This window comes from Anoxybacteroides tepidamans (genome assembly GCF_014201465.1).
In the GTDB taxonomy this organism is placed as follows: Bacteria; Bacillota; Bacilli; order Bacillales; family Anoxybacillaceae; genus Anoxybacteroides; species Anoxybacteroides tepidamans.
On the sequence record NZ_JACHEP010000016.1, the window covers coordinates 18526 to 37132 of the forward strand.

General features: G+C 40.1%; 19 protein-coding genes and 3 pseudogenes. 3 read left to right on the forward strand and 19 right to left on the reverse strand.

Annotated features, from left to right (window positions below):
• Positions 1 to 295 precede the first annotated feature (295 nt).
• Entirely contained in the window at positions 296 to 697 is a 402-nt protein-coding gene (locus HNQ34_RS12380) for a secondary thiamine-phosphate synthase enzyme YjbQ (protein ID WP_183255011.1), read from the reverse strand.
• An 89-nt stretch (positions 698 to 786) separates the two neighbouring features.
• Between HNQ34_RS12380 and HNQ34_RS12385 the strand changes: the two genes are divergently transcribed.
• Entirely contained in the window at positions 787 to 1737 is a 951-nt protein-coding gene (locus HNQ34_RS12385) for an MBL fold metallo-hydrolase (protein ID WP_183255013.1), read from the forward strand.
• 26 nt (positions 1738 to 1763) lie between these two features.
• On the opposite strand, the pseudogene HNQ34_RS17945 reads toward HNQ34_RS12385, so the two are convergent.
• The 18 genes and pseudogenes from HNQ34_RS17945 to HNQ34_RS12465 all read right to left on the reverse strand — a co-directional run bounded on the left by HNQ34_RS17945 (position 1764) and on the right by HNQ34_RS12465 (position 18074).
• Positions 1764 to 2047, reverse strand: a pseudogene (locus HNQ34_RS17945) (TIGR03943 family putative permease subunit).
• Positions 2048 to 2073: 26 nt separating this feature from the next.
• On the reverse strand, positions 2074 to 2250 hold the full coding sequence (locus HNQ34_RS17570; protein ID WP_312856130.1) for a DUF1980 domain-containing protein: 177 nt from the start codon (positions 2248 to 2250) through the stop codon (positions 2074 to 2076).
• The gene (locus HNQ34_RS17950) at positions 2192 to 2326 is read right to left on the reverse strand and encodes a hypothetical protein (protein WP_409978376.1); all 135 of its coding nucleotides are present in this window, start codon (positions 2324 to 2326) and stop codon (positions 2192 to 2194) included. The genes HNQ34_RS17570 and HNQ34_RS17950 overlap by 59 nt, the downstream gene beginning before the upstream one ends.
• 40 nt (positions 2327 to 2366) lie before the next feature.
• A pseudogene (locus HNQ34_RS12395) lies at positions 2367 to 2507 on the reverse strand (permease); the annotation flags it as partial.
• Positions 2508 to 2653: 146 nt separating this feature from the next.
• Positions 2654 to 4519 carry a PTS fructose transporter subunit IIABC gene (locus tag HNQ34_RS12400; RefSeq protein ID WP_183255015.1) on the reverse strand — a complete coding sequence of 622 codons (1866 nt, stop codon included), beginning with the start codon at positions 4517 to 4519 and terminating at the stop codon, positions 2654 to 2656.
• A 14-nt stretch (positions 4520 to 4533) separates the two neighbouring features.
• On the reverse strand, positions 4534 to 5445 hold the full coding sequence (gene pfkB / locus HNQ34_RS12405; RefSeq protein ID WP_183255019.1) for a 1-phosphofructokinase: 912 nt from the start codon (positions 5443 to 5445) through the stop codon (positions 4534 to 4536).
• On the reverse strand, positions 5442 to 6194 hold the full coding sequence (locus HNQ34_RS12410; RefSeq protein WP_183255021.1) for a DeoR/GlpR family DNA-binding transcription regulator: 753 nt from the start codon (positions 6192 to 6194) through the stop codon (positions 5442 to 5444). Before HNQ34_RS12410 ends, pfkB begins: the two co-directional genes overlap by 4 nt.
• A 183-nt stretch (positions 6195 to 6377) precedes the next feature.
• Complete coding sequence (locus tag HNQ34_RS12415; protein WP_183255023.1) at positions 6378 to 8186, reverse strand: diguanylate cyclase; 1809 nt, start codon at positions 8184 to 8186, stop codon at positions 6378 to 6380.
• A 204-nt stretch (positions 8187 to 8390) separates the two neighbouring features.
• Positions 8391 to 8966 carry a DUF5317 domain-containing protein gene (locus HNQ34_RS12420; RefSeq protein WP_183255025.1) on the reverse strand — a complete coding sequence of 192 codons (576 nt, stop codon included), beginning with the start codon at positions 8964 to 8966 and terminating at the stop codon, positions 8391 to 8393.
• 199 nt (positions 8967 to 9165) lie between these two features.
• The gene (locus tag HNQ34_RS12425) at positions 9166 to 9318 is read right to left on the reverse strand and encodes a FeoB-associated Cys-rich membrane protein (protein ID WP_183255028.1); all 153 of its coding nucleotides are present in this window, start codon (positions 9316 to 9318) and stop codon (positions 9166 to 9168) included.
• Between the two features lie 18 nt (positions 9319 to 9336).
• Positions 9337 to 9519: pseudogene (locus HNQ34_RS12430) on the reverse strand (hypothetical protein); the annotation flags it as partial.
• Positions 9520 to 9527: 8 nt separating this feature from the next.
• Positions 9528 to 10475 (reverse strand): endonuclease I family protein, encoded by a 948-nt coding sequence (locus tag HNQ34_RS12435; protein ID WP_246364158.1) that lies wholly within the window; start codon positions 10473 to 10475, stop codon positions 9528 to 9530.
• Positions 10476 to 10856: 381 nt separating this feature from the next.
• A complete protein-coding gene (locus HNQ34_RS12440) occupies positions 10857 to 11582 on the reverse strand; it encodes a LytR/AlgR family response regulator transcription factor (protein WP_183255030.1) in 726 nt (241 codons plus the stop codon).
• 605 nt (positions 11583 to 12187) lie between these two features.
• Positions 12188 to 13066 (reverse strand): hypothetical protein, encoded by an 879-nt coding sequence (locus HNQ34_RS12445; RefSeq protein ID WP_183255032.1) that lies wholly within the window; start codon positions 13064 to 13066, stop codon positions 12188 to 12190.
• 463 nt (positions 13067 to 13529) lie between these two features.
• Entirely contained in the window at positions 13530 to 14246 is a 717-nt protein-coding gene (locus HNQ34_RS12450; protein WP_183255034.1) for an EAL domain-containing protein, read from the reverse strand.
• A gap of 218 nt (positions 14247 to 14464) precedes the next feature.
• Entirely contained in the window at positions 14465 to 15919 is a 1455-nt protein-coding gene (locus HNQ34_RS12455; protein WP_312856131.1) for a hybrid sensor histidine kinase/response regulator, read from the reverse strand.
• Positions 15920 to 16197: 278 nt separating this feature from the next.
• Positions 16198 to 17682 carry a Na+/H+ antiporter NhaC family protein gene (locus HNQ34_RS12460; RefSeq protein ID WP_183255036.1) on the reverse strand — a complete coding sequence of 495 codons (1485 nt, stop codon included), beginning with the start codon at positions 17680 to 17682 and terminating at the stop codon, positions 16198 to 16200.
• A 92-nt stretch (positions 17683 to 17774) separates the two neighbouring features.
• Entirely contained in the window at positions 17775 to 18074 is a 300-nt protein-coding gene (locus HNQ34_RS12465) for a MerR family transcriptional regulator (RefSeq protein ID WP_183255039.1), read from the reverse strand.
• 187 nt (positions 18075 to 18261) lie between these two features.
• Between HNQ34_RS12465 and HNQ34_RS12470 the strand changes: the two genes are divergently transcribed.
• Complete coding sequence (locus HNQ34_RS12470) at positions 18262 to 18441, forward strand: Fur-regulated basic protein FbpA (protein WP_246364166.1); 180 nt, start codon at positions 18262 to 18264, stop codon at positions 18439 to 18441.
• A complete protein-coding gene (locus tag HNQ34_RS12475) occupies positions 18377 to 18559 on the forward strand; it encodes a hypothetical protein (RefSeq protein ID WP_183255113.1) in 183 nt (60 codons plus the stop codon). The genes HNQ34_RS12470 and HNQ34_RS12475 overlap by 65 nt, the downstream gene beginning before the upstream one ends.
• The last annotated feature ends 48 nt before the right edge of the window (positions 18560 to 18607 follow it).

An 18607-nucleotide genomic window follows, 5' to 3' on the forward strand; every position in this document is an offset into this window, starting at 1 on the left:
AAGTAGCTGTCTGTATTGATCCCCCGTCATTGTCGACTCCCCCTTTTCCATTTCGTTACACTAAAATTATAAAAAAACGGGCGTAAACAATAAATGAAAAAAAATCAACAAATTCCCATCAAAAAAAGGCGAATGGTGTCGTTAAGATGAATCGCGTTGAAAAAGTGAGGTTTATGTCAAAACAACTCTAATGATTCCCGCTTAACATTTGACAGCTTGTTTGTTTCCAATGACAATGGAATCAATTAGCAGAGGGGGAGTGAAAGGGATGATCGACGGTTCATCCCTTTTTCATTTATCCATTCCATACTTTCACAAAAAACGTTCGTTGGCGCGGTCCGTCATACTCGCAAAAATAAATGCCTTGCCATGTTCCTAAAAGAAGTTTTCCATTTGTAATAATGATGTGCTGAGAAGCGCCGACCGTGCTCGCTTTCATATGTGCCGCTGTATTTCCTTCCGCATGGCGATCAAGCGGATGCTCCCACGGATACGTTTCATCAAAACGCCGCATCATATCCCGCTTCACATCTGGATCAGCATTTTCGTTAATCGTAATCCCCGCCGTTGTATGCGGGCAGTAAACGAGTGCGACACCTTCTTCTATTCCTGATTTTTGTACCACTTCTTCGACGAAATGCGTAATCTCAATCATTTCATCCCTTTTCGCTGTGCGCAATGAAAAAGCTTGCAACATATTCTTCCCTCCGAATCAATCGTTTGTCAGAAAAAAGCGGTTTTTGTTACTCTTACATTATAACTCAAAGGAAAAAGGAAGGACGAGCAATGAAACGATATGAAAATTTAGATCATGTTTCGACGAAAAAAACGTTTGCCGATTTTCGGCGCTGGCAACAGGAACGGAAACATAAGCAAAAAGATCTTTCATACCAAGTTCCGCACGTTGATCCGCCGGAATATAAACAACTTCATACGAATCGGTCACACCCGTTGTTGGCATGGATAGGCCATTCGACATTTGTGATTCAACTAGGCGGTATCACGATCGTCACGGATCCCGTTTGGGCGATGCGAATGGGAACAGCTAAGAGACTGACTGCACCGGGGATTGCAATCGACGATATGCCAAATGTAGATGTCGTGCTCATTTCCCACGGACATTACGATCATTTACATTTTGCGAGCATAAAAAAACTCAAAGGTAACCCCCGCTTTTTTGTTCCGGTTGGACTTGGCCGCTTATTCCGGCGAAGAAGATATAAAAATGTTACGGAATATTCATGGTGGGAAGAAAAGGAGTATAAAGGGGTGACATTCACTTTTGTGCCTGCGCAGCATTGGACGAGACGGACGCTGTTTGATATGAACACGTCCCATTGGGGCGGATGGGTCATTGAAGCAGAAAGACAGCCGACGTTTTATTTTGTGGGCGACAGCGGCTATTTTCGTGGCTTTCGCGAGATTGGCGAACGATTTTCCATTGATTATGCCCTTTTGCCGATTGGCGCTTACGAACCGGAATGGTTTATGGGTCCGCAGCACGTCACTCCTGAAGAAGCGGTACAAGCTTTTCTTGATTGCAGGGCTAAAACATTCATTCCGATGCATTACGGCGCCTTTCGCCTTGCTGACGATACGCCGAAAGAAGCGCTTGTCCGCTTGATGGCGGAATGGCAACGCCGCCAACTCGAACCTGAGCGGTTAAAATGCTTAAAACTGGGCGAAGTGCTCGATTGTAGCTTTTCGTCTTTGCGTGAAAAAGTACCTATTTTTTAGGTGCTTTTTCATAAGGTGATTTGCCTCTAGTTATCGTAACCGCAAAAGACGTACGGTTCTTCTGGCTGTTTAATCGAATGCCACGACTCGACTTGCACGTACGGAATCATCGCGTTGTACGGTTGATAATAAATCGTTGACAATTTTCCTTTAATATGAATCCTATCATCGTTTTTTAGCTTCGCCGCTTCTGGAAATGGCATCAACAGCCCATATACCCCCGAATCAGCGATGCAATGAATGTGCCGAACCGCAACAGAAACAACTCGTTTTTGCTCGTCGTTTCATCGTGATAAACGAAGCCGTCCATCTCAACTTCTTTATCGCTGAACTCGCCTAGAAATTGATAAATCGTTTCAATCCCTTTAAATCATTTCGATCGTTTAAAACAAGCCGAGATTGTTTGGAAAACCGCACCAATTCTTTTTGCATTAAATCATCATATCCGTCTTTGCTACAATAAATGCTTGTATCTGGACGAAGAAATTGGCGCTGTACAAACGGATTGTTCACTTTTCGCATCGAATCCGGGTATATGAAATCCTTTCGCCTTCACAATATCCGAGTCAAGCGTCGTAATCGGAAACAATAGCGCCGATACAATGGAAAAGATAAATACGACATTTTATTTTTCGGCACCACTTTTGCACCATTTCTTCCGTCACGAACATTTGAATGATTCCTGAAATAAATACACCGATTAATACAAAAGGCATCGATTCTATCAAAATACTAACAAAAATCGTGTTCAGCTGCAGAAAGGACTTCATCTTGCCCACATTCTCCTTTAAGTGATGAAAATAGGAGCTACAACCGTTCATGTTATCATGAATTATCATTTGTTTTCATGAGAAATTGATGAAATTTTGCCATAAAAAAACGGAGCATTCTCTGCCCCGTTTTTTCTCTTCATCTATTATTCTTTCACTTCTTTTTTCCATAATCCGACCATAAGTGCTGTGACAACCGAACCGATTAAAATCGCAAGCACGTATAACCATGCACTTCCTTTGACGATCGGGATGACGAAAATGCCGCCGTGCGGTGCTGGGAGACCGATGCCAAACAACATCGTTAACGCTCCGGCAATGGCAGAACCGACAATGATCGAAGGAATGACACGTACTGGGTCGGCTGCTGCGAATGGAATCGCCCCTTCGGTAATAAACGACGCTCCCATAATGTAGCACGTTTTTCCTGCTTCACGCTCTGCTTTTGTAAATTTATTTTTGAAGAATGTCGTCGCTAGCGCTAACCCTAACGGCGGCACCATTCCGCCCGCCATAATCGCTGCATGCGGCGCATAGTTTCCGGCATCAATCATCGCAAGACCGAATGTAAAGGCTGCTTTATTAATTGGACCGCCCATATCGACCGCCATCATTCCGCCAAGAATTAAGCCTAATAATACGAGGTTTCCTGTCCCCATATTGGAAAGCCACTGTTTCATTCCGTCGTTTAATGCTTTGACCGGGTCAATGACGACATACATCATCACAAGACCTGTCAATAACACACCGAATAACGGATAAATAAGTACCGGTTTAATTCCTTCAAGCGATTGCGGCAACCCGCTAAACGCTTTCTTTAACCCAACGACTAAATAACCTGCTAGGAATCCGGCAATTAACCCTCCTAAAAAGCCGGCGCCACCATTCGCTGCCATAAATCCGCCAACCATCCCCGGTGCAAATCCCGGCCGGTCCGCAATGCTCATCGCAATAAACCCTGCAAGCACAGGAACCATTAATGCAAACGCGCTGCCACCGCCAATGTCCATCAACGCTTTTGCAATTGGATTAAACGACGGATCTTTCGGGTCAAACGCTTTAATACCGAAAATGAACGAAATTGCAATTAAAATCCCGCCACCAACAACGAACGGAAGCATGTTCGATACGCCGTTCATCAAATGTTTATAAAACCCGGTGCGCCCTTTCGCTTGCGGTGTTTCGATTTTCGTCCCGCTTCCTTGATAAATTGGTGCCTCTTGCTTTAACGCTTGTTCAATCAGCTGGTCTGGTTTACGAATCGCTTGCGCCACCGGCACTTGAATGACATGTTTCCCACGGAAACGTTCCATTTCCACTTGTTTGTCGGCCGCCACAATGACCGCAACCGCTTCTTCAATATCTTTGGCAGTTAATTCATTTTTCACACCGCTTGAACCGTTCGTTTCAACTTTAATGTCGACGTTCATTTCGTTTGCTTTTGCTTTTAGTGCATCAGCAGCCATATACGTATGTGCAATTCCGGTCGGGCAAGCTGTCACCGCGACGATTTTCTTTTTCGCCGAAGAAACTGTTTCGTTATTTTCATTTTGTACTTCCGCTTCTTTTTGGCGAATCATATCAAGCAGCTCCTTTTCGGTTGAAGCGCTTTCAATCCGTGCACGAAACGACGCATCCATCAACATCGATGATAGGCGAGCGAGCGCTTCTAAATGCGTATTATCTGCTCCCGTAGGCGCTGCGATCATAAAAAACAAGTGGCTCGGTTTTCCGTCTAGCGCATCATAATCAATTCCGCTTTTGGAGCGGCCGAACGCCACAGCCGGCCGTTTCACCGCTGCTGTTTTCGCGTGCGGAATCGCAATCCCATCGCCAACTCCTGTCGTACTTTGCGCTTCGCGGGCAAAAATCGCCTCTTTAAACGCTTTCAAATCATTCAATACGCCCGCTTGCTCAAACTTTTGGGCAAGTTCATCAATCACTTCTTCTTTCGTTCTCGCTTTAATATCGAGAACGATCGTTTCTTTGGTTAATAAATCCGTTATTTTCATATGCATGGCCCTCCTTATACGCGAGTGACTTTGACTTCATGAAGCAATTGCTCTACGTTTTCTTTCGTGCATAAATCTTCAGAAAATGCGGTAGCACTGCCTGTAGCGACGCTATAAGCAAATGCCTTTTCAACGCTTTTGCCGCTTGTATACGCCGCTAAAAATCCTGCAACCATCGAATCGCCTGCACCGACCGAATTTCTGACCACTCCTTTTGGCGCTTCGGCAAACAACGTGACTTCTTTGTTAAAAAAGAAGGCGCCGTCACCTGCCATCGAAACAATCACGTTTTCTACGCCTAACTCGACGAGCCGGCGTCCGTATACAATCGCGTCCGCTTTTGAATGAAGAACTGTATCAAACAATTCCCCCAGCTCTTTATGATTCGGTTTAACTAAAAACGGTTTTGCTTCGATCAATTGTTTTAAAGCCGGACCGCTCGTATCCACTACCACTTTGACATTTGCTTCTTTCGCTGTTTTGACGATTTTACCGTAAAAACCGCTTGGAAGCGATGAAGGAATGCTTCCTGCTAAGACAAGAACATCATCGGGCTGCAAAGACTGAATCTTTCCCATTAATTCGTCGGCAAACTCCGGAGAAATCGTCGGCCCTTGCCCATTAATTTCCGTTTCTTCCCCAGATTTCAATTTAATATTAATTCGCGTATCTCCAAGTACTTTGACAAAATCAAACCGAATGTTTTCCCGGCTTAATTCCTGTTCAATAAACGCCCCTGTAAACCCGCCGACAAATCCGAAAGCGGTGTTGTCGACTCCGAGTCGCTTCAGCACACGGGATACGTTAATTCCTTTTCCTCCAGGAAATATAACGGTATGAGTTGCTCGATTCAATTCGCCAATTCGAAAATCATCGACTTTCATCACATAATCAACAGAAGGATTGAGTGTACATGTATAAATCATTTTTTCACAACCTCGATTGCTGTTTTGGCTTCATATAGTTCTAATAGTTCATTATCTAATTCGTCCGTAATAATCGTCGCATCTTGCAAATCCGCAATTTTGGCAAACGTGCTTTCATTCATTTTCGAATGATCAGCTAACACATATGCTTGCCGCGAAAGTTTAATGGCTAAACTTTTGACCATCGCTTCTTCTGGATCTGGCGTCGTGTATCCATATTCAAGATGAATGCCGTTAACACCGATAAAACATTTATCAAAACTATAATTTTCTAATGAATTCAATGCTCCACGGCCAATTAACGCTTTCGTTTTCTTTTTAATAAATCCGCCAAGCAAATATGTCGGAATATCTTTTTCCAACAACGCTTCTAAATGGGTAACTCCGTTTGTAACGACAACAATATCTTTGGCATTCAAATACGGAATCATTTCAAGCGTCGTCGTTCCTGCATCTAAATAAATGCAATCGCCATTTTGAACGAAACGAGCTGCATACTGCGCAATCATTCGTTTTTCTTGAATGTTTTTCGTTGATTTTTCAAGAACGCTTAACTCTTCCCTTTTTTGATGTAATAAAGCGGCACCACCGTGAACGCGACGCAGCTTTTTCTCTTTCTCCAGCTGGCTTAAATCACGACGAATCGTCGATTCCGAAGAAGAAGTTGCCTCGACTAATTCCTGCAATTTCACCACTTTTTTTTCCGCCAATAAGTCTAAAATGAGGCGATGCCGTTCCTCCGTCAGCACCTTGTCACCCCCTCATCCAATAGAGTGAACCGTTTACATCCTTATCATATCGTAATAGTTTTCAAAAATCAATCAAAAACATTCATTTACAATCAAAAAATATCACTTTTATTAAAAAAACGTTCAAAAACGATCGTTTTCTATAAAAATAAAAACACCTGCCATCGGCAAGTGCTTCACCGTTTAACCGAACATTTGCTCCTTTATACGCGGCAAATATCTCGATTCAATCAATTCAATAAACTTTTCCGCATAGACAGGGTCAAACTGCGTGCCTGCGCAGCGCCGCAATTCAACGACCGCTTCTTCGAACGTTTTCGTGCGCTGGTACGGCCGTTCGGTCGTCATCGCATCAAACGAGTCGATGACACATAACACGCGGGCTAATTTCGGAATCTCTTCACCTTTTAGTCCGTACGGATAGCCTTTCCCATCATAACGTTCATGGTGCAATTCAACAAGCGGGAGTACATCTTCAAATCGCTTTTCTGTCGATAAAATTTCCTTTCCCCAAATCACATGCTTTTTAATAATCTCCCATTCATGTTGCTCTAATTTTCCTTTTTTATTCAAAATATCACGCGGGATTTCCAACTTTCCGATATCGTGAATAAGCGCTCCTAAAATTAATGTTTGTTTTTCATGATCGGTTAAATCGAGCCGTTCACTCATTTCAAGCGCATACGTAAACACGCGCTTGCTATGGCGATACGTATAGACATCTTTGGATAAAAAAATTTTGACTTGTTGTTCCAGCGCATCTAAATCTTCTTTAAATTCTAGTACGCTTAACGAAATGTTATGTTCATCAAAAATTTGCACGTTGTTTTTCCCTTGTGCTTTCGCATAATAAAGCGCTTGGTCTGCTTTATGAATTAACTCACCGCTATCATACATTCCCCTTTCCGCTTCAACAATCCCGCATGAAAAGGAAAGACAACGGTAAGGAATATATTCAACGCCAGTAAAATATGTATCATTCACTTGCTTACGCAATCGGTTCAAGAACAAAAACGCTTCTTCTTTCGTTGTGTTTGGCATTAAAATGGCAAATTCTTCGCCACCGTACCGCGCCACCACATAGTTCGTCCCTTTCGTTTCCGCCTGCAGCAAATCACCAAAAAATTTCAACAACTCATCGCCTTGAAGATGGCCGTTGCAATCGTTATATTTTTTAAAATCGTCCAAATCTAACATAGCAAGGGAGAGGGAAAGATTTGACAACTTAGAATTTCGAAAATAATCAATTAATAATTCCTTGAAATATCCATGGTTATATAACCCTGTAAGATAATCTTTGTTCGCTCGCTCTGATGCCTCTTGATACAAATAAAGAAACTTTCGCAATATGATAGATAAAATCACTACCAAAACTGTAAATAAAAATAATCCAAAATATCTTTGCTCATATAATAAAATCGCTAAAACAAGCGATAACAATAAAGTAACTAAATACCCAACAAATGATTCCAGAAGAACTCCCATGTTAAATGTTTCAAATTTACTACCTAAAAAAACAAAAAGTAAAAACATTAATCCAATATTTATCAAAAAGTATGCAACTAAGCTTACCATATAAGGAAACAAATTATAGACATCCACTTCCCCTATACGACCACCAAAAAATACAAATGAGTAATAGGCACCTACAATCATAATAGAATACATGGAAAAATTAAAAAGATGTTTCCACCATAGCATCTTTCGCTTATAAACAAATTCAACAAAACAACTAATAAATAAAACATTTAGTGCCAAATCGATATCATATAAAAATAAAATAGCTAAAAAAATTGCTGAGTCCATTGAAAATGAATTATCCTTCGGAGGAAGAGTAATCAAAAATTTGTTCAGTAGAATAACAGATCCAGACATAATATAAATGAAAACCCAATCCTCAAGGGATTGAGTTCTGAAGTTACTTTTAATAAAAAAAACCGTTAATCCGATGGATGATATGGCTGTTAAATACAATTTTAAATTAGTTTTCATTATCAAATCACTCTCAGTCTAAAATCGTACCAATAACCAATACATAAAGGAATCTTTTTTCACACTTTATATCGGTTAAGTTGATTATTGGATTTTATATCCCGACGTCAATGCCACAATCACCGAACCGATAATAAACAGATTGATCAATACTTGTTTCATTTTTACTTTCATTTCTTTTTCCTCCTCATATTATCATAATTTTTATTGATTCGCAGGAACAGCCTTTGTTTCATCTTTTGTTGCGCCTACCATTAGATGCTGCACAAAGAGGAATGCTCCTACGTTCATCACAACATCGCCAATGCTGATGACTTGTTGGCGCGGGTATGGTGGCGATAGTGGAATGATGTCGCCTAAAAACGGAAGCCATGTCGATGATGTAATCGCTTCATGTTTTCCGTATACCCCTGCCTTGAGCGCTTCTATATACTCACGGCCAAGAAATTGCGCTGCTTCGACCGAAACAGGCATTCTTCCACCGTTAAGTACCATAACGATAAAGTTTAGTAACACGCCGGCAAAGATGACCATAAACCCTGGTTGATGGCGATTCAACCATAGAAAAACGAGCCCAGTTGCATAAATCGCTATAAACATGCCATTGCTTAATTTTGCAACGATCTCTATTTTATTTTGCAATATAAAAATGAAAATTTCAATCACTAATAAGATCGGAAACAGCCAGCCGCCGCGCAGCTTCATCTCCGCGATTCCTTTTAAATTTCCGCCGCGAAAAAAGCCGATTAATAATGATAAAATAATGCCATCATAGACCATTTGTCGTTCTCCCTTGGTCGTCCATAACCTAGATTGTTCGTGAAATTTAATGTTTTCTATATATACCAAAAATTATGTCATTCACGTTTATTAAATCTATTTTTCTACTATTTTGTAAATAGGTCTTTATACCTAATTCAACAAAAAAGGGCAAACACCTTGCATGCTTGACCTTTTTTCTTCATGTGCTAAAGATGGTTCATCGGTCCTGATTGTGCATGTCACAAGAAGAGCAGACATCTGCTACCGAGCAACTTGCACATTTTCCTTTCGAGCTTTTTTTCGCATATCGAACGAGCGTCCAACCTGCATAAACGAAAATCGCACCACCGATAATGATATTGGCAATCATGCTTTCCCAGCCTTCTTTCTATGAAAATCCTAATAATTTTCCGCCTTCATAAATCGAAAACGCAACTAAATAAGCGATGCATAACGCGTATCCAATCGAGAAAAACGTCCATTTATTAGAACTGGTTTCCTTTCGAATCGTCGCGACCGTTGCCAAGCATGGAACATAAAGAAGAAATTTCATAAAAAAACCGGCTGAAACAGCCAGTTTTATTCTTTCGATTTAATAGAAAATGCCATTTGCTCTGCCAGTTTCGGAAAATCGATGAACGGGTTTCGGTTTCCTTGAATCAGAAAAATCGCTTGGTTTCGGTGCTTCTCATAAATTGTCGCGGGAAACTGCTTATGCCAGCGAACTAATAGCGGAATGTCGATTTTTCTGCGAAACGATTTGGCGATTTCGGTTGGATAGCGCAATAAAAAATACAGCATCGCCCGCGCAACCGTTCCTTTTCCGTGCTCCGGTTCAAACCAGCCGTTATCGGCCACGCCGCAATGATTTTGAATTCGCTCGTCCGGCGATTCCGGTTCATAAAACGGAAAATCGGCATACGGAAAATTCGAACGAACAGTATTGCATTCAGGCTGGCAAACGAACAGATGGTGCAAATCTCCTTTCATCGGCTCCCTTGCCCCGAACCACGACTGTGGAACGACGTGCTCTGTATTAAATTTCAGCTGCTGCTCAATTCCCCGCAACTTTTGCTCGACGTTAAATTCCTTTTTTCTCGCTTTTTTCAACAATTGCCGGAACTCTTCATATCGTTTTTTTACAATCTCATAATCTTGCACAATTAATGTTTCCGGGTCTTTCCGTTCTCCAGAATAAATGCTTCTTACTGAACCATCCGGATAAAGATCAACCCACGTATACAAATATTCATCTTTGCTGAAAAAATAAGGGAGCCGCCGCTTATGCGTCCGCTTCACCAGTTCATGATATTTTATAAAAAGAGCTAGCCCGTCTTGCTCGTTGATGACATGTCGATAATATCGTTCAATCACCTTTCGATCTTCTTGTTCGTTGTAATATACATCTAAATTTGTTTGGATTTTTTGCTGGTTTTCTCTTAATATCATTAATTGTGTATCGCAATCTTCACACTGCCATTGTTCAAGCTCTTGAACATTTTTTAACAAGTTCATTTCAGCTGCCATATGTCTCCCCACCGCCCTTTAGGAGCTCTATCCACTATTTATGCAGTGGATATACCATTATTATATCAAAAAGAGTTTCTTTTTACTTCCTCTAAAAAATGCGCTATAGACGATTGACGTTTTATGCGAAGTTGTTTGCCAAAAAAAACGAGCAAGCTAATCAGAGGCAAGCTCCATAAAAATACGGCATATGGGACATACGAAATAACCGAAACCCGTGTAGGTACTATAATCGCAAGAATGCTCCAAGGAATCATGACGGGAAACAGCATTGTCGAATATGCGATCACTCTTGCTAATTCTTCACGGGAATAATGTTTTTGCCAATTTATTCATAATAAAACTCCCACTTATTAGCGGGAGGTATATCGGCAATTATACTTAATGCAGGTGTATAATCTTTTTTTGAACATCATTGATTTTTAATTTGGAAATATAGGCGACTTTATCGCTGTTAGAAAAGCGCGCCCAATACGTTTCTCCGACTGCTTCGATTTTAATCACTTTTTTTAAATTGACGATATATGAGCGATGAGTCTTTAAAAAATAATGATCCAGCCGAGTTTCTAACTCATTTAACGGTTCATTCGTTTCATATTTTTCAGCTTGTGTATGAATAACGGTTTTTCTGCTTTCTTTTTCAATAAATAAAATGTCTTCCATCGGAATAAAAAGAATCGAATTTTGCAATTTTATATCTAATCTTTTGCTTTTCCTTTTTTCAGGCTGATCGTATAGTTGAATAAATTTTCTCGCTTTTTCTAAGGCGTTAAACAGGCGGGTCGGTTCAATTGGCTTTACGATATAATCAACAGCAGCAATTTTAAACGCTTCCACCGCGAACTCATCACAGCCGGTTGTAAATATCACTTGTAAGGAAGGAAGCAGTTCTTTACAAGATTTTACTGCTTCCATTCCGTCTAAATTCGGCATATTAATATCAACTAAAGCAATGTCAGGCTTTTCTTTTAATACGAGCTGAACCAACTCTTCGCCAGTTGCTGCTTCCCCAACAATGCAATAGTGAGGCAGCAAACTAACAAAATGGCGCAAAAGAGTTCTTGACGAATCATGATCATCGGCAATCACAATTTTTAACGGTTCCATTTGTTTTCCCTTCTTTGTTGTCCATTTATTAAGCAAAGTAACTTTCCCTTGCTCCTCTAACGCTGCTTTCACCCATCGTTGTTCTTTTTGGAAACAGCATCTTGCTTTTCCTAATTTTGAATGATTTTTCCTTCCCAATCATGTGCTTTTGAATCATTGGTCATGCAGAACTATAGACGCAATGCAATATGGACAAGCCCCTCTGCTTCACGTGTGGCTCGTACTCGTAAAAGAGCGAATCCGATATAAACGGTTTCTTCGACATTCCGGCTCTATATAGATGCCATTTGGAACTTTAACGTTTTCGTCTTTTATGGAGTAATCGGTATGTTTCGACTGTCGGGTGACCGAACAACACCGCTTCCAGACAAATACATTTGTCGGTGAAGCGGTTGGTTGTTCGGTCCTCTGTCACGCGAGGCGTGACGGAAGCAAGTCACAGACTTGCCTCCGACAGTCGAAAAAATAGGAAGTCTGCTTTTTCCTTATCCATAAGTTAAACCTTCCAGTTGTATTTATATAGAACTGATCCAACGTCTTTGAATGAGCGAATCATCGAGAAGTCAACGATCCTGTCATGTTTACACAAAATTTTAGCAAATAAGCTACCTATTTTCTTTCGGTAATATTAACCATCTATTTTCTCGCCATGCTAACATCCATTTCATTTTTATTTTTTCATGAGCATTTACATGAAACATGGTTATTCCGTCCTCTGACAAACAGTATATACTTGTCATTTTTGGCATAATCGCAGCTGATGATGATGTGGATTTTATTTTGAACAAATCGGATTGTGCCATACGATCTATGAATCCAATGAATTCTAGTTTCTCTAAGTCTAGATTTTGGTCGTGTTTTGCAAATACCTTCAACTTTTTAAATAAAGAAAGAGTAGTAAGTAATTTGTTGCAACGATTTTTCTTAATGAACGATATAACCTCTTGCCAATTACGTGATTCCACCACTACAAACTGCAGTTGTTTTTTGAGCAACGTCAACAATAAACAAGCTCCTAGCCCATCACTCATCAGCGATGCCAGTCCAAACACTTTGTCATCCTTTGATAGTGCCATCACTGTTGACAATGACTCATCCATATGTTTGATAAGCGCCATATCCATCACGGCTGTTTTCAAAACACCTTCATCGTCATACGCACAGTCGATGATATCGGCGTCGTACTCTCCCACAGCTTTCGGAGAGCCTTTAATCACTAACGTACTCCAATGGCAATAATCTTCCGTTTCAAAAATCACCGTCTCCTCTCGAATCGAGTGCGCCCATTCATATACAGCTTTGAAACATTTACAACGATCATATTTTTTAACCGCAAAAATGATATGCGGATCCACCAATGATAAAATGTTCTTTAGTTCCTCTTTTTCTAAAAACGGGTTAATAGGTACTACCGTTCCGCCAAGTCGATTGACAGCTAACAATAAACTTAAAAAGTTAAAAACATTCGGGACAAGTAATGCCACTTTTTTCCATAAATATCTCCAACTTGTCTTAACAGAGTTGTGTAGGATTCTATGCTTTTTTGAATATCGTACAATGAATAGCTTCCCGTTTCTGTTTTTAAAATTTTCTTATTCCTGTCTAATTTTTCATTTTCAAAAATCCAGCGGTACAATCCTCGCATGGTTCTCTCTCCCCTACTAAAAATTCGTAACCCACCTCCCACCCCCCATGCGTTTTTTTTTGAGAACTAAAACTTAAGAACTAATTTTAATAAGTCTATATTCCTATTTACCTCTAATTAAATTTTCCAAAAACTCTGTAAAAACCTTGCTTTCGTACTATTGAATATGAGTTTGCAGAATGATAATTTGAATTTGTACATTTTTAGAAGATTTTCTAATTCTTTTTCTTCGCCGTGTGCAGTGAAAAAAAACGGTATGACCGTATCGTCATTCATTAACGGCGAAGAAACGCTCTCTACTTTTATAATTTTTCCGGTTCACCTAAAAGATACCCTTGCGCGATGGACACTTGAAGGAGCTTCGCTTGCGCTAAATCTATTTCTTTTTCAATCCCTTCAAGCACTAATACTTTTTTTGGTTGACAATAACTTACAAACAAAGAAATAAGTTTTTGTTTATCTCGATCCATTGCCAGCTCTTTCGCAAACTGTCGATCAAGCTTAATATAATCTGGTTGAATTTCTATCATTTTTTCGAAGGTAAACGCGCCTTCCCCGACATCATCGATTGCAACATAAAATCCGTGCGTTTTTATTGTTTGTAATTTCTCTTTGAAAGCATCGGTTGCCCAAATCTCTTTCTCGTCGTCCGTTTCGCTTATTTCAAAGACTACACGCTGCTTTATCGCCGGGTATTTTGTAAGCAACTGATCTAAAAAGCTGGCAAACCGCTCATCTAAAATGGTGGAAGGGTAAATGTTTACAAACAGCAATCGTTGATGAAAGTGCGAAAATGGAAAATGATCGATAGAATTTTCGATTGCTTTCGTATCCAATTCGTATAAACACCCTTCTTGTCTCGCTTGTTGAAACAATTGCTCTATGTTTTCAATTTCTGAATTCGACACGCGCATTAACGCTTCGTATCCGAATGGAACCCAATTCACTAAATCCCATATTGGTTGGTAAACGTGTCCAAATCTTTTTTCCTCCAACAATTCCCGCACACACACTTTCATCAACAATCCCTCGATCGATCTAAAATTTTTATTCTCGTTGTTTCCTTAATAACAAAAGTTGTTGTGTAAAAATATACCTGTTTTGTGGTAGTTTGTCTAACTCTTTACAAACATTTCGGACATTTTTCGACACCAATCAGAACAAAAAAGGGACATGTTGTGTATAAATTACGACTTTTTATGTTATTTGTGCATAAAAGTTGTCAAAATCTATCGTTTTAAGCTTTTTTATTCCGCGTCAAAACTTGTTGAATTTTCTCGAAACATCGTTTCAAATCTAGCGGTTTTGCCAAATACCCTTCAAATCCTTTGCTCAACGCCTTTTCAATGTCTGTAGGCATCACATTCGCACTTAAAGCGATGACAGGAATGGAACTTGTTCTCTCATTTCTTTTTAGCTGTTCTAGCACCTCATATCCATTCATATCTGGAAGATTCATATCAAGAAAAATTAAATCAATCTGCTCAGCTGAAGCGATATCTAATCCTTCTTTCCCACATGTAGCAGAAAAAAGCAATAGCTCAGGAAATGGCGCTAATATTTTTTCCATTAACTTTATGTTCGACAAGCGATCCTCAATATATAAAATCTTTTTCGGTCCTATTTGCTTTACTTTTTCGATATAAGGGGCGATATCGTCACGCTGCAAATGATCATGGCGAGCCCTTTGCACAATCGGAAGACTAAACCAAAAATCACTTCCTGCTCCTATTTTGCTATTAACTCCAACCGTACCACCCATCGATTGAACAAATTGTTTGACAAGCGACAAACCAATCCCTGTTCCGTCGGCATTTGTTCCTTTGATTCGATAAAACGGCTTGAAAATGTTTTCAAATTCCTCATCCGGAATCCCAATCCCTGTATCTTGTACGTGTATATTAATCTTTTCTTCGTCATATGTATTCATAATTTTCACCACACCGTTTTCTTTGTTATATTTTACTGCATTTTCTAATAAATTGAATAAAATTTGCCTTATCCTCGTCGGATCGACTAATACATAACAACTGCTATTCATTTCGTTCACGATTCGAATCTTTTTTCGCTCGGCTAGCGGTTGTACAAGTTTTATACTTTCCTCTACGATCGAATCGATCTTTACAACATCGCACGTTACGTTTAGCCTCCCTGCTTCAGCCCGAGCAAGATCTGACATTCCATTGACCAAATTTAACAAATGTCGAGCGCCGCTCAATATTTCGCGAACAAACTCACGCTGCTGGCTGCTTAACGTGCTGTCCATATCCAGTAATTGTGCAAATCCTAATATTCCGTTAAGCGGCGTTCGAAGTTCGTGGCTCATTTTAGAAATTAACTCTGAATAGGATTGGGCCGCTTTTTCTGTTTCTCCTTTTACGCCAGACGGTTCTGTATTTTGGGGCGTTGTAATATTCGAAAAAACCCACAAACTCCCTCGATTATTCCCTATATAACAAGGAATATGTTTTCTCTCGAACATTTTTCCGTTCGATATTATCACTTTATCGGCCGCTTCAGCCGACACTCCTAAATGCTGCAAATACGAATCATACTCTTCACAATTTTTTCCGATCAGCAAGTGAGGAGGTTCGTGAATGCCTGCTATATCACAAAATGACTGGTTGATCGCAACGATTTTTTGTTCATAATCCACGATTAAAACTCCTGTCAAAAGTTCTTCGTTCCCCACTATGATCCCCCTTTCATAAATCGGATGTTTTTTATTTTCTGCCTACTAGTCTAATTATACAATTTTAATTTGTATATACAGTTTTTATTGTGATTTATTGGTAAAAAATTTGCTTCAAACAGTGTACAATATACCAATTTTTGCAAATATTCTGCGCGTATATAAAATAAACATCGATGAGCAAGGCTTGCTCCCCGTCGATGTATGAAAATAACCGTTCATGGAGCCGTTATTTTCACAGAAAAAAAAGGGTGCCCGATTAGGGATACCCTTTTTCCTTATCTCATCACAAATGACATCACACTGAACAAAACGACCGCCAGTCCAGCAGCAATCAGCGACGGCAACAGTTTCGTCCGAGCATATTCGATAACCGGCAAATCTAAAATGGTGCATAATGTAACCGTATTATCGCTCAGCGGCGAGGCGAACGCTCCAAATGTCCCACTGGCGAATACGGCGCCAATGACTAATAAGATGTTCGTTCCTGACTCTTGGGCAAGCGTTACACCAAGAGGCATCAACAATCCCCATGTCCCCCACGATGAGCCAATAAAATATGAAATAAGAGCGCCTAACAAAAATAATGCAGGAGCAACAAAGTAGTGAGGAATCCACCCTTTCACATGATCGGTAATGTATGCGGAAAACCCTAAATCTTCCGAGATTGCCGACACCGCCCAAATCAGCGCCAGCATTAAGATGACGGACATGAGCTCATTTCCACCTTTGACAAAATGCGTCAACAGATCGGCCAACTTAAATTTTTGAAGCAAAAAATAGACAACCGCTAAAATGACGGTAATCATTAACGCTTCTAACATAACACCGAGCGCATCGCTGCGGAGAAACGCATCGAAAAAGCTAGTCGCTCCTTGATGACCGTCCCACCAGCTAAGAAACAGCGTTAACACTAACACAAACGAAAGCGGAACGATCAAATTCCACGGCTTAACCGGCGTCTCTTGTTCAAACGCTTCTGGACACGACTCCAATCCTTCTTCCCCTTGCTGTTTGTTTGGGCTCTCTAATGCTTCACTCGCCGCTTCGACCATCACAGCCCGATTTTGTTTTCTTATATTCCATTCAGATTGCATGCTGCCTGCACGAGCCTTTTTAGAATACTTAAAAAAACTATAATACAGACCGACCAAAAGAATCGTAAACGAAAAAAAATTAAACGGAATACTTTTGACATAAACCGTGTACGCTTTCTCGTGAATGCCCGCTGTTTTGAGCGCTTTATCAATCACCGATACCATATACCCGACGAATGCTGTCGCCAGTGGAATAAGCGCTACAACAGGATTGGATGTCACTTCAATCGTAAATCCGATTTGCTGGGATGATAAATGCAACCGTTTTTTTAACGCTTTCATAATCGGTGCAACGGTCACAATCCGAAAATCCGGATCGCTAAACGTCACCATCGTCGAAATCCATGTTAACAATAAGGCGCTTCTTGCAGTTTTTATCTTTTTGCTGACGAGATGAACAAATCCTTTAATTCCCCCTGTGTATTTGACAATGCTGATAAGGCCGGCAAACACATAAAGAAAAATAATAATCCGGATATTGTTTGTTTGCATAAGATTATGAACGAGGTAGGAAAGCATCGTTTTTAAACCACCAAGCAACGTAGGCTCCGTTAAATAACTGCCAAGCAACAATGCCACAAACAACCCCGGAATCACTTGCCTCGTCCATATTGATAACGGAATGACAACTAAAAATGGGAGAAGAGCTTTCCAAGAAGGTTCCATGTTTCAATCGCTCCTTTGTCAAAAATCATCGTCTAGCATGTAGTATGATTCACATGCATAAAATGTATTCTCTCTCCCATTTTTATTGTCCATTAGCCCCGAAACCGAAAATGCGCATTCATCTGTCCTTTCAACATTTTTTCACGTAACTCTTTTGTCAACTCTCTGCGAATTTCTCGAGTCGTGACTCCTTCTTCCCGCTTATTCGCAATATCCATTAACCGTTCTACATCATCAAACGAATATTTTCGTGTTCCTTTGGAACGGTCAGGAAAAATCAACTTTCGCTCTTCATAATAGCGAATTTGTCTTTGTGACAACCCAGTTAGCTCACTTACGACTCCAATTGAAATCACTTTTTTGAATTTGTACGAATCGTCCTTATGCTCCATGCTACTCCACCTCTATGGTAATTTTTCTAACATAAGTATAAAAAAATTAATCAAAATATGTTATATATTTGTAAAAAAACATGACACAAAATCCGTTTTTATGTAAGTGAATATAACAAAAATATTTGAAAATTTCAAAGGTCGAGTATAATGGAAATAAAAAGGAGTGGAAAAAATGGGCAATCTTATGCGAAGAGCGATATTGAAACAAAAGCAATTTTATATTTACGAACTGATAAAAACAGGTTTTTTTGACTCCGATTCGCTTTACCAATGGACAATAAGCGAATTGCGACACGAGTATGAACGAAGTGTTGGGCGACGAAAAAGGAAACGGGGGGATCATTTTGAATCCGCAAGCTCTTGAACTAGCGAAGCGAATTGTGGAATTAGATTTGCAGCGCGATGCCGTGTTCGAACAGCTCATCGTTCTCGTTGGTGAACGGGCTTACGAATTGCTGCGAGCTGTACAAAACCAAGGATAGTTTAGGAACAAAAGCCATGGACATAGCGGTTTTCTCCATTAATTCTCT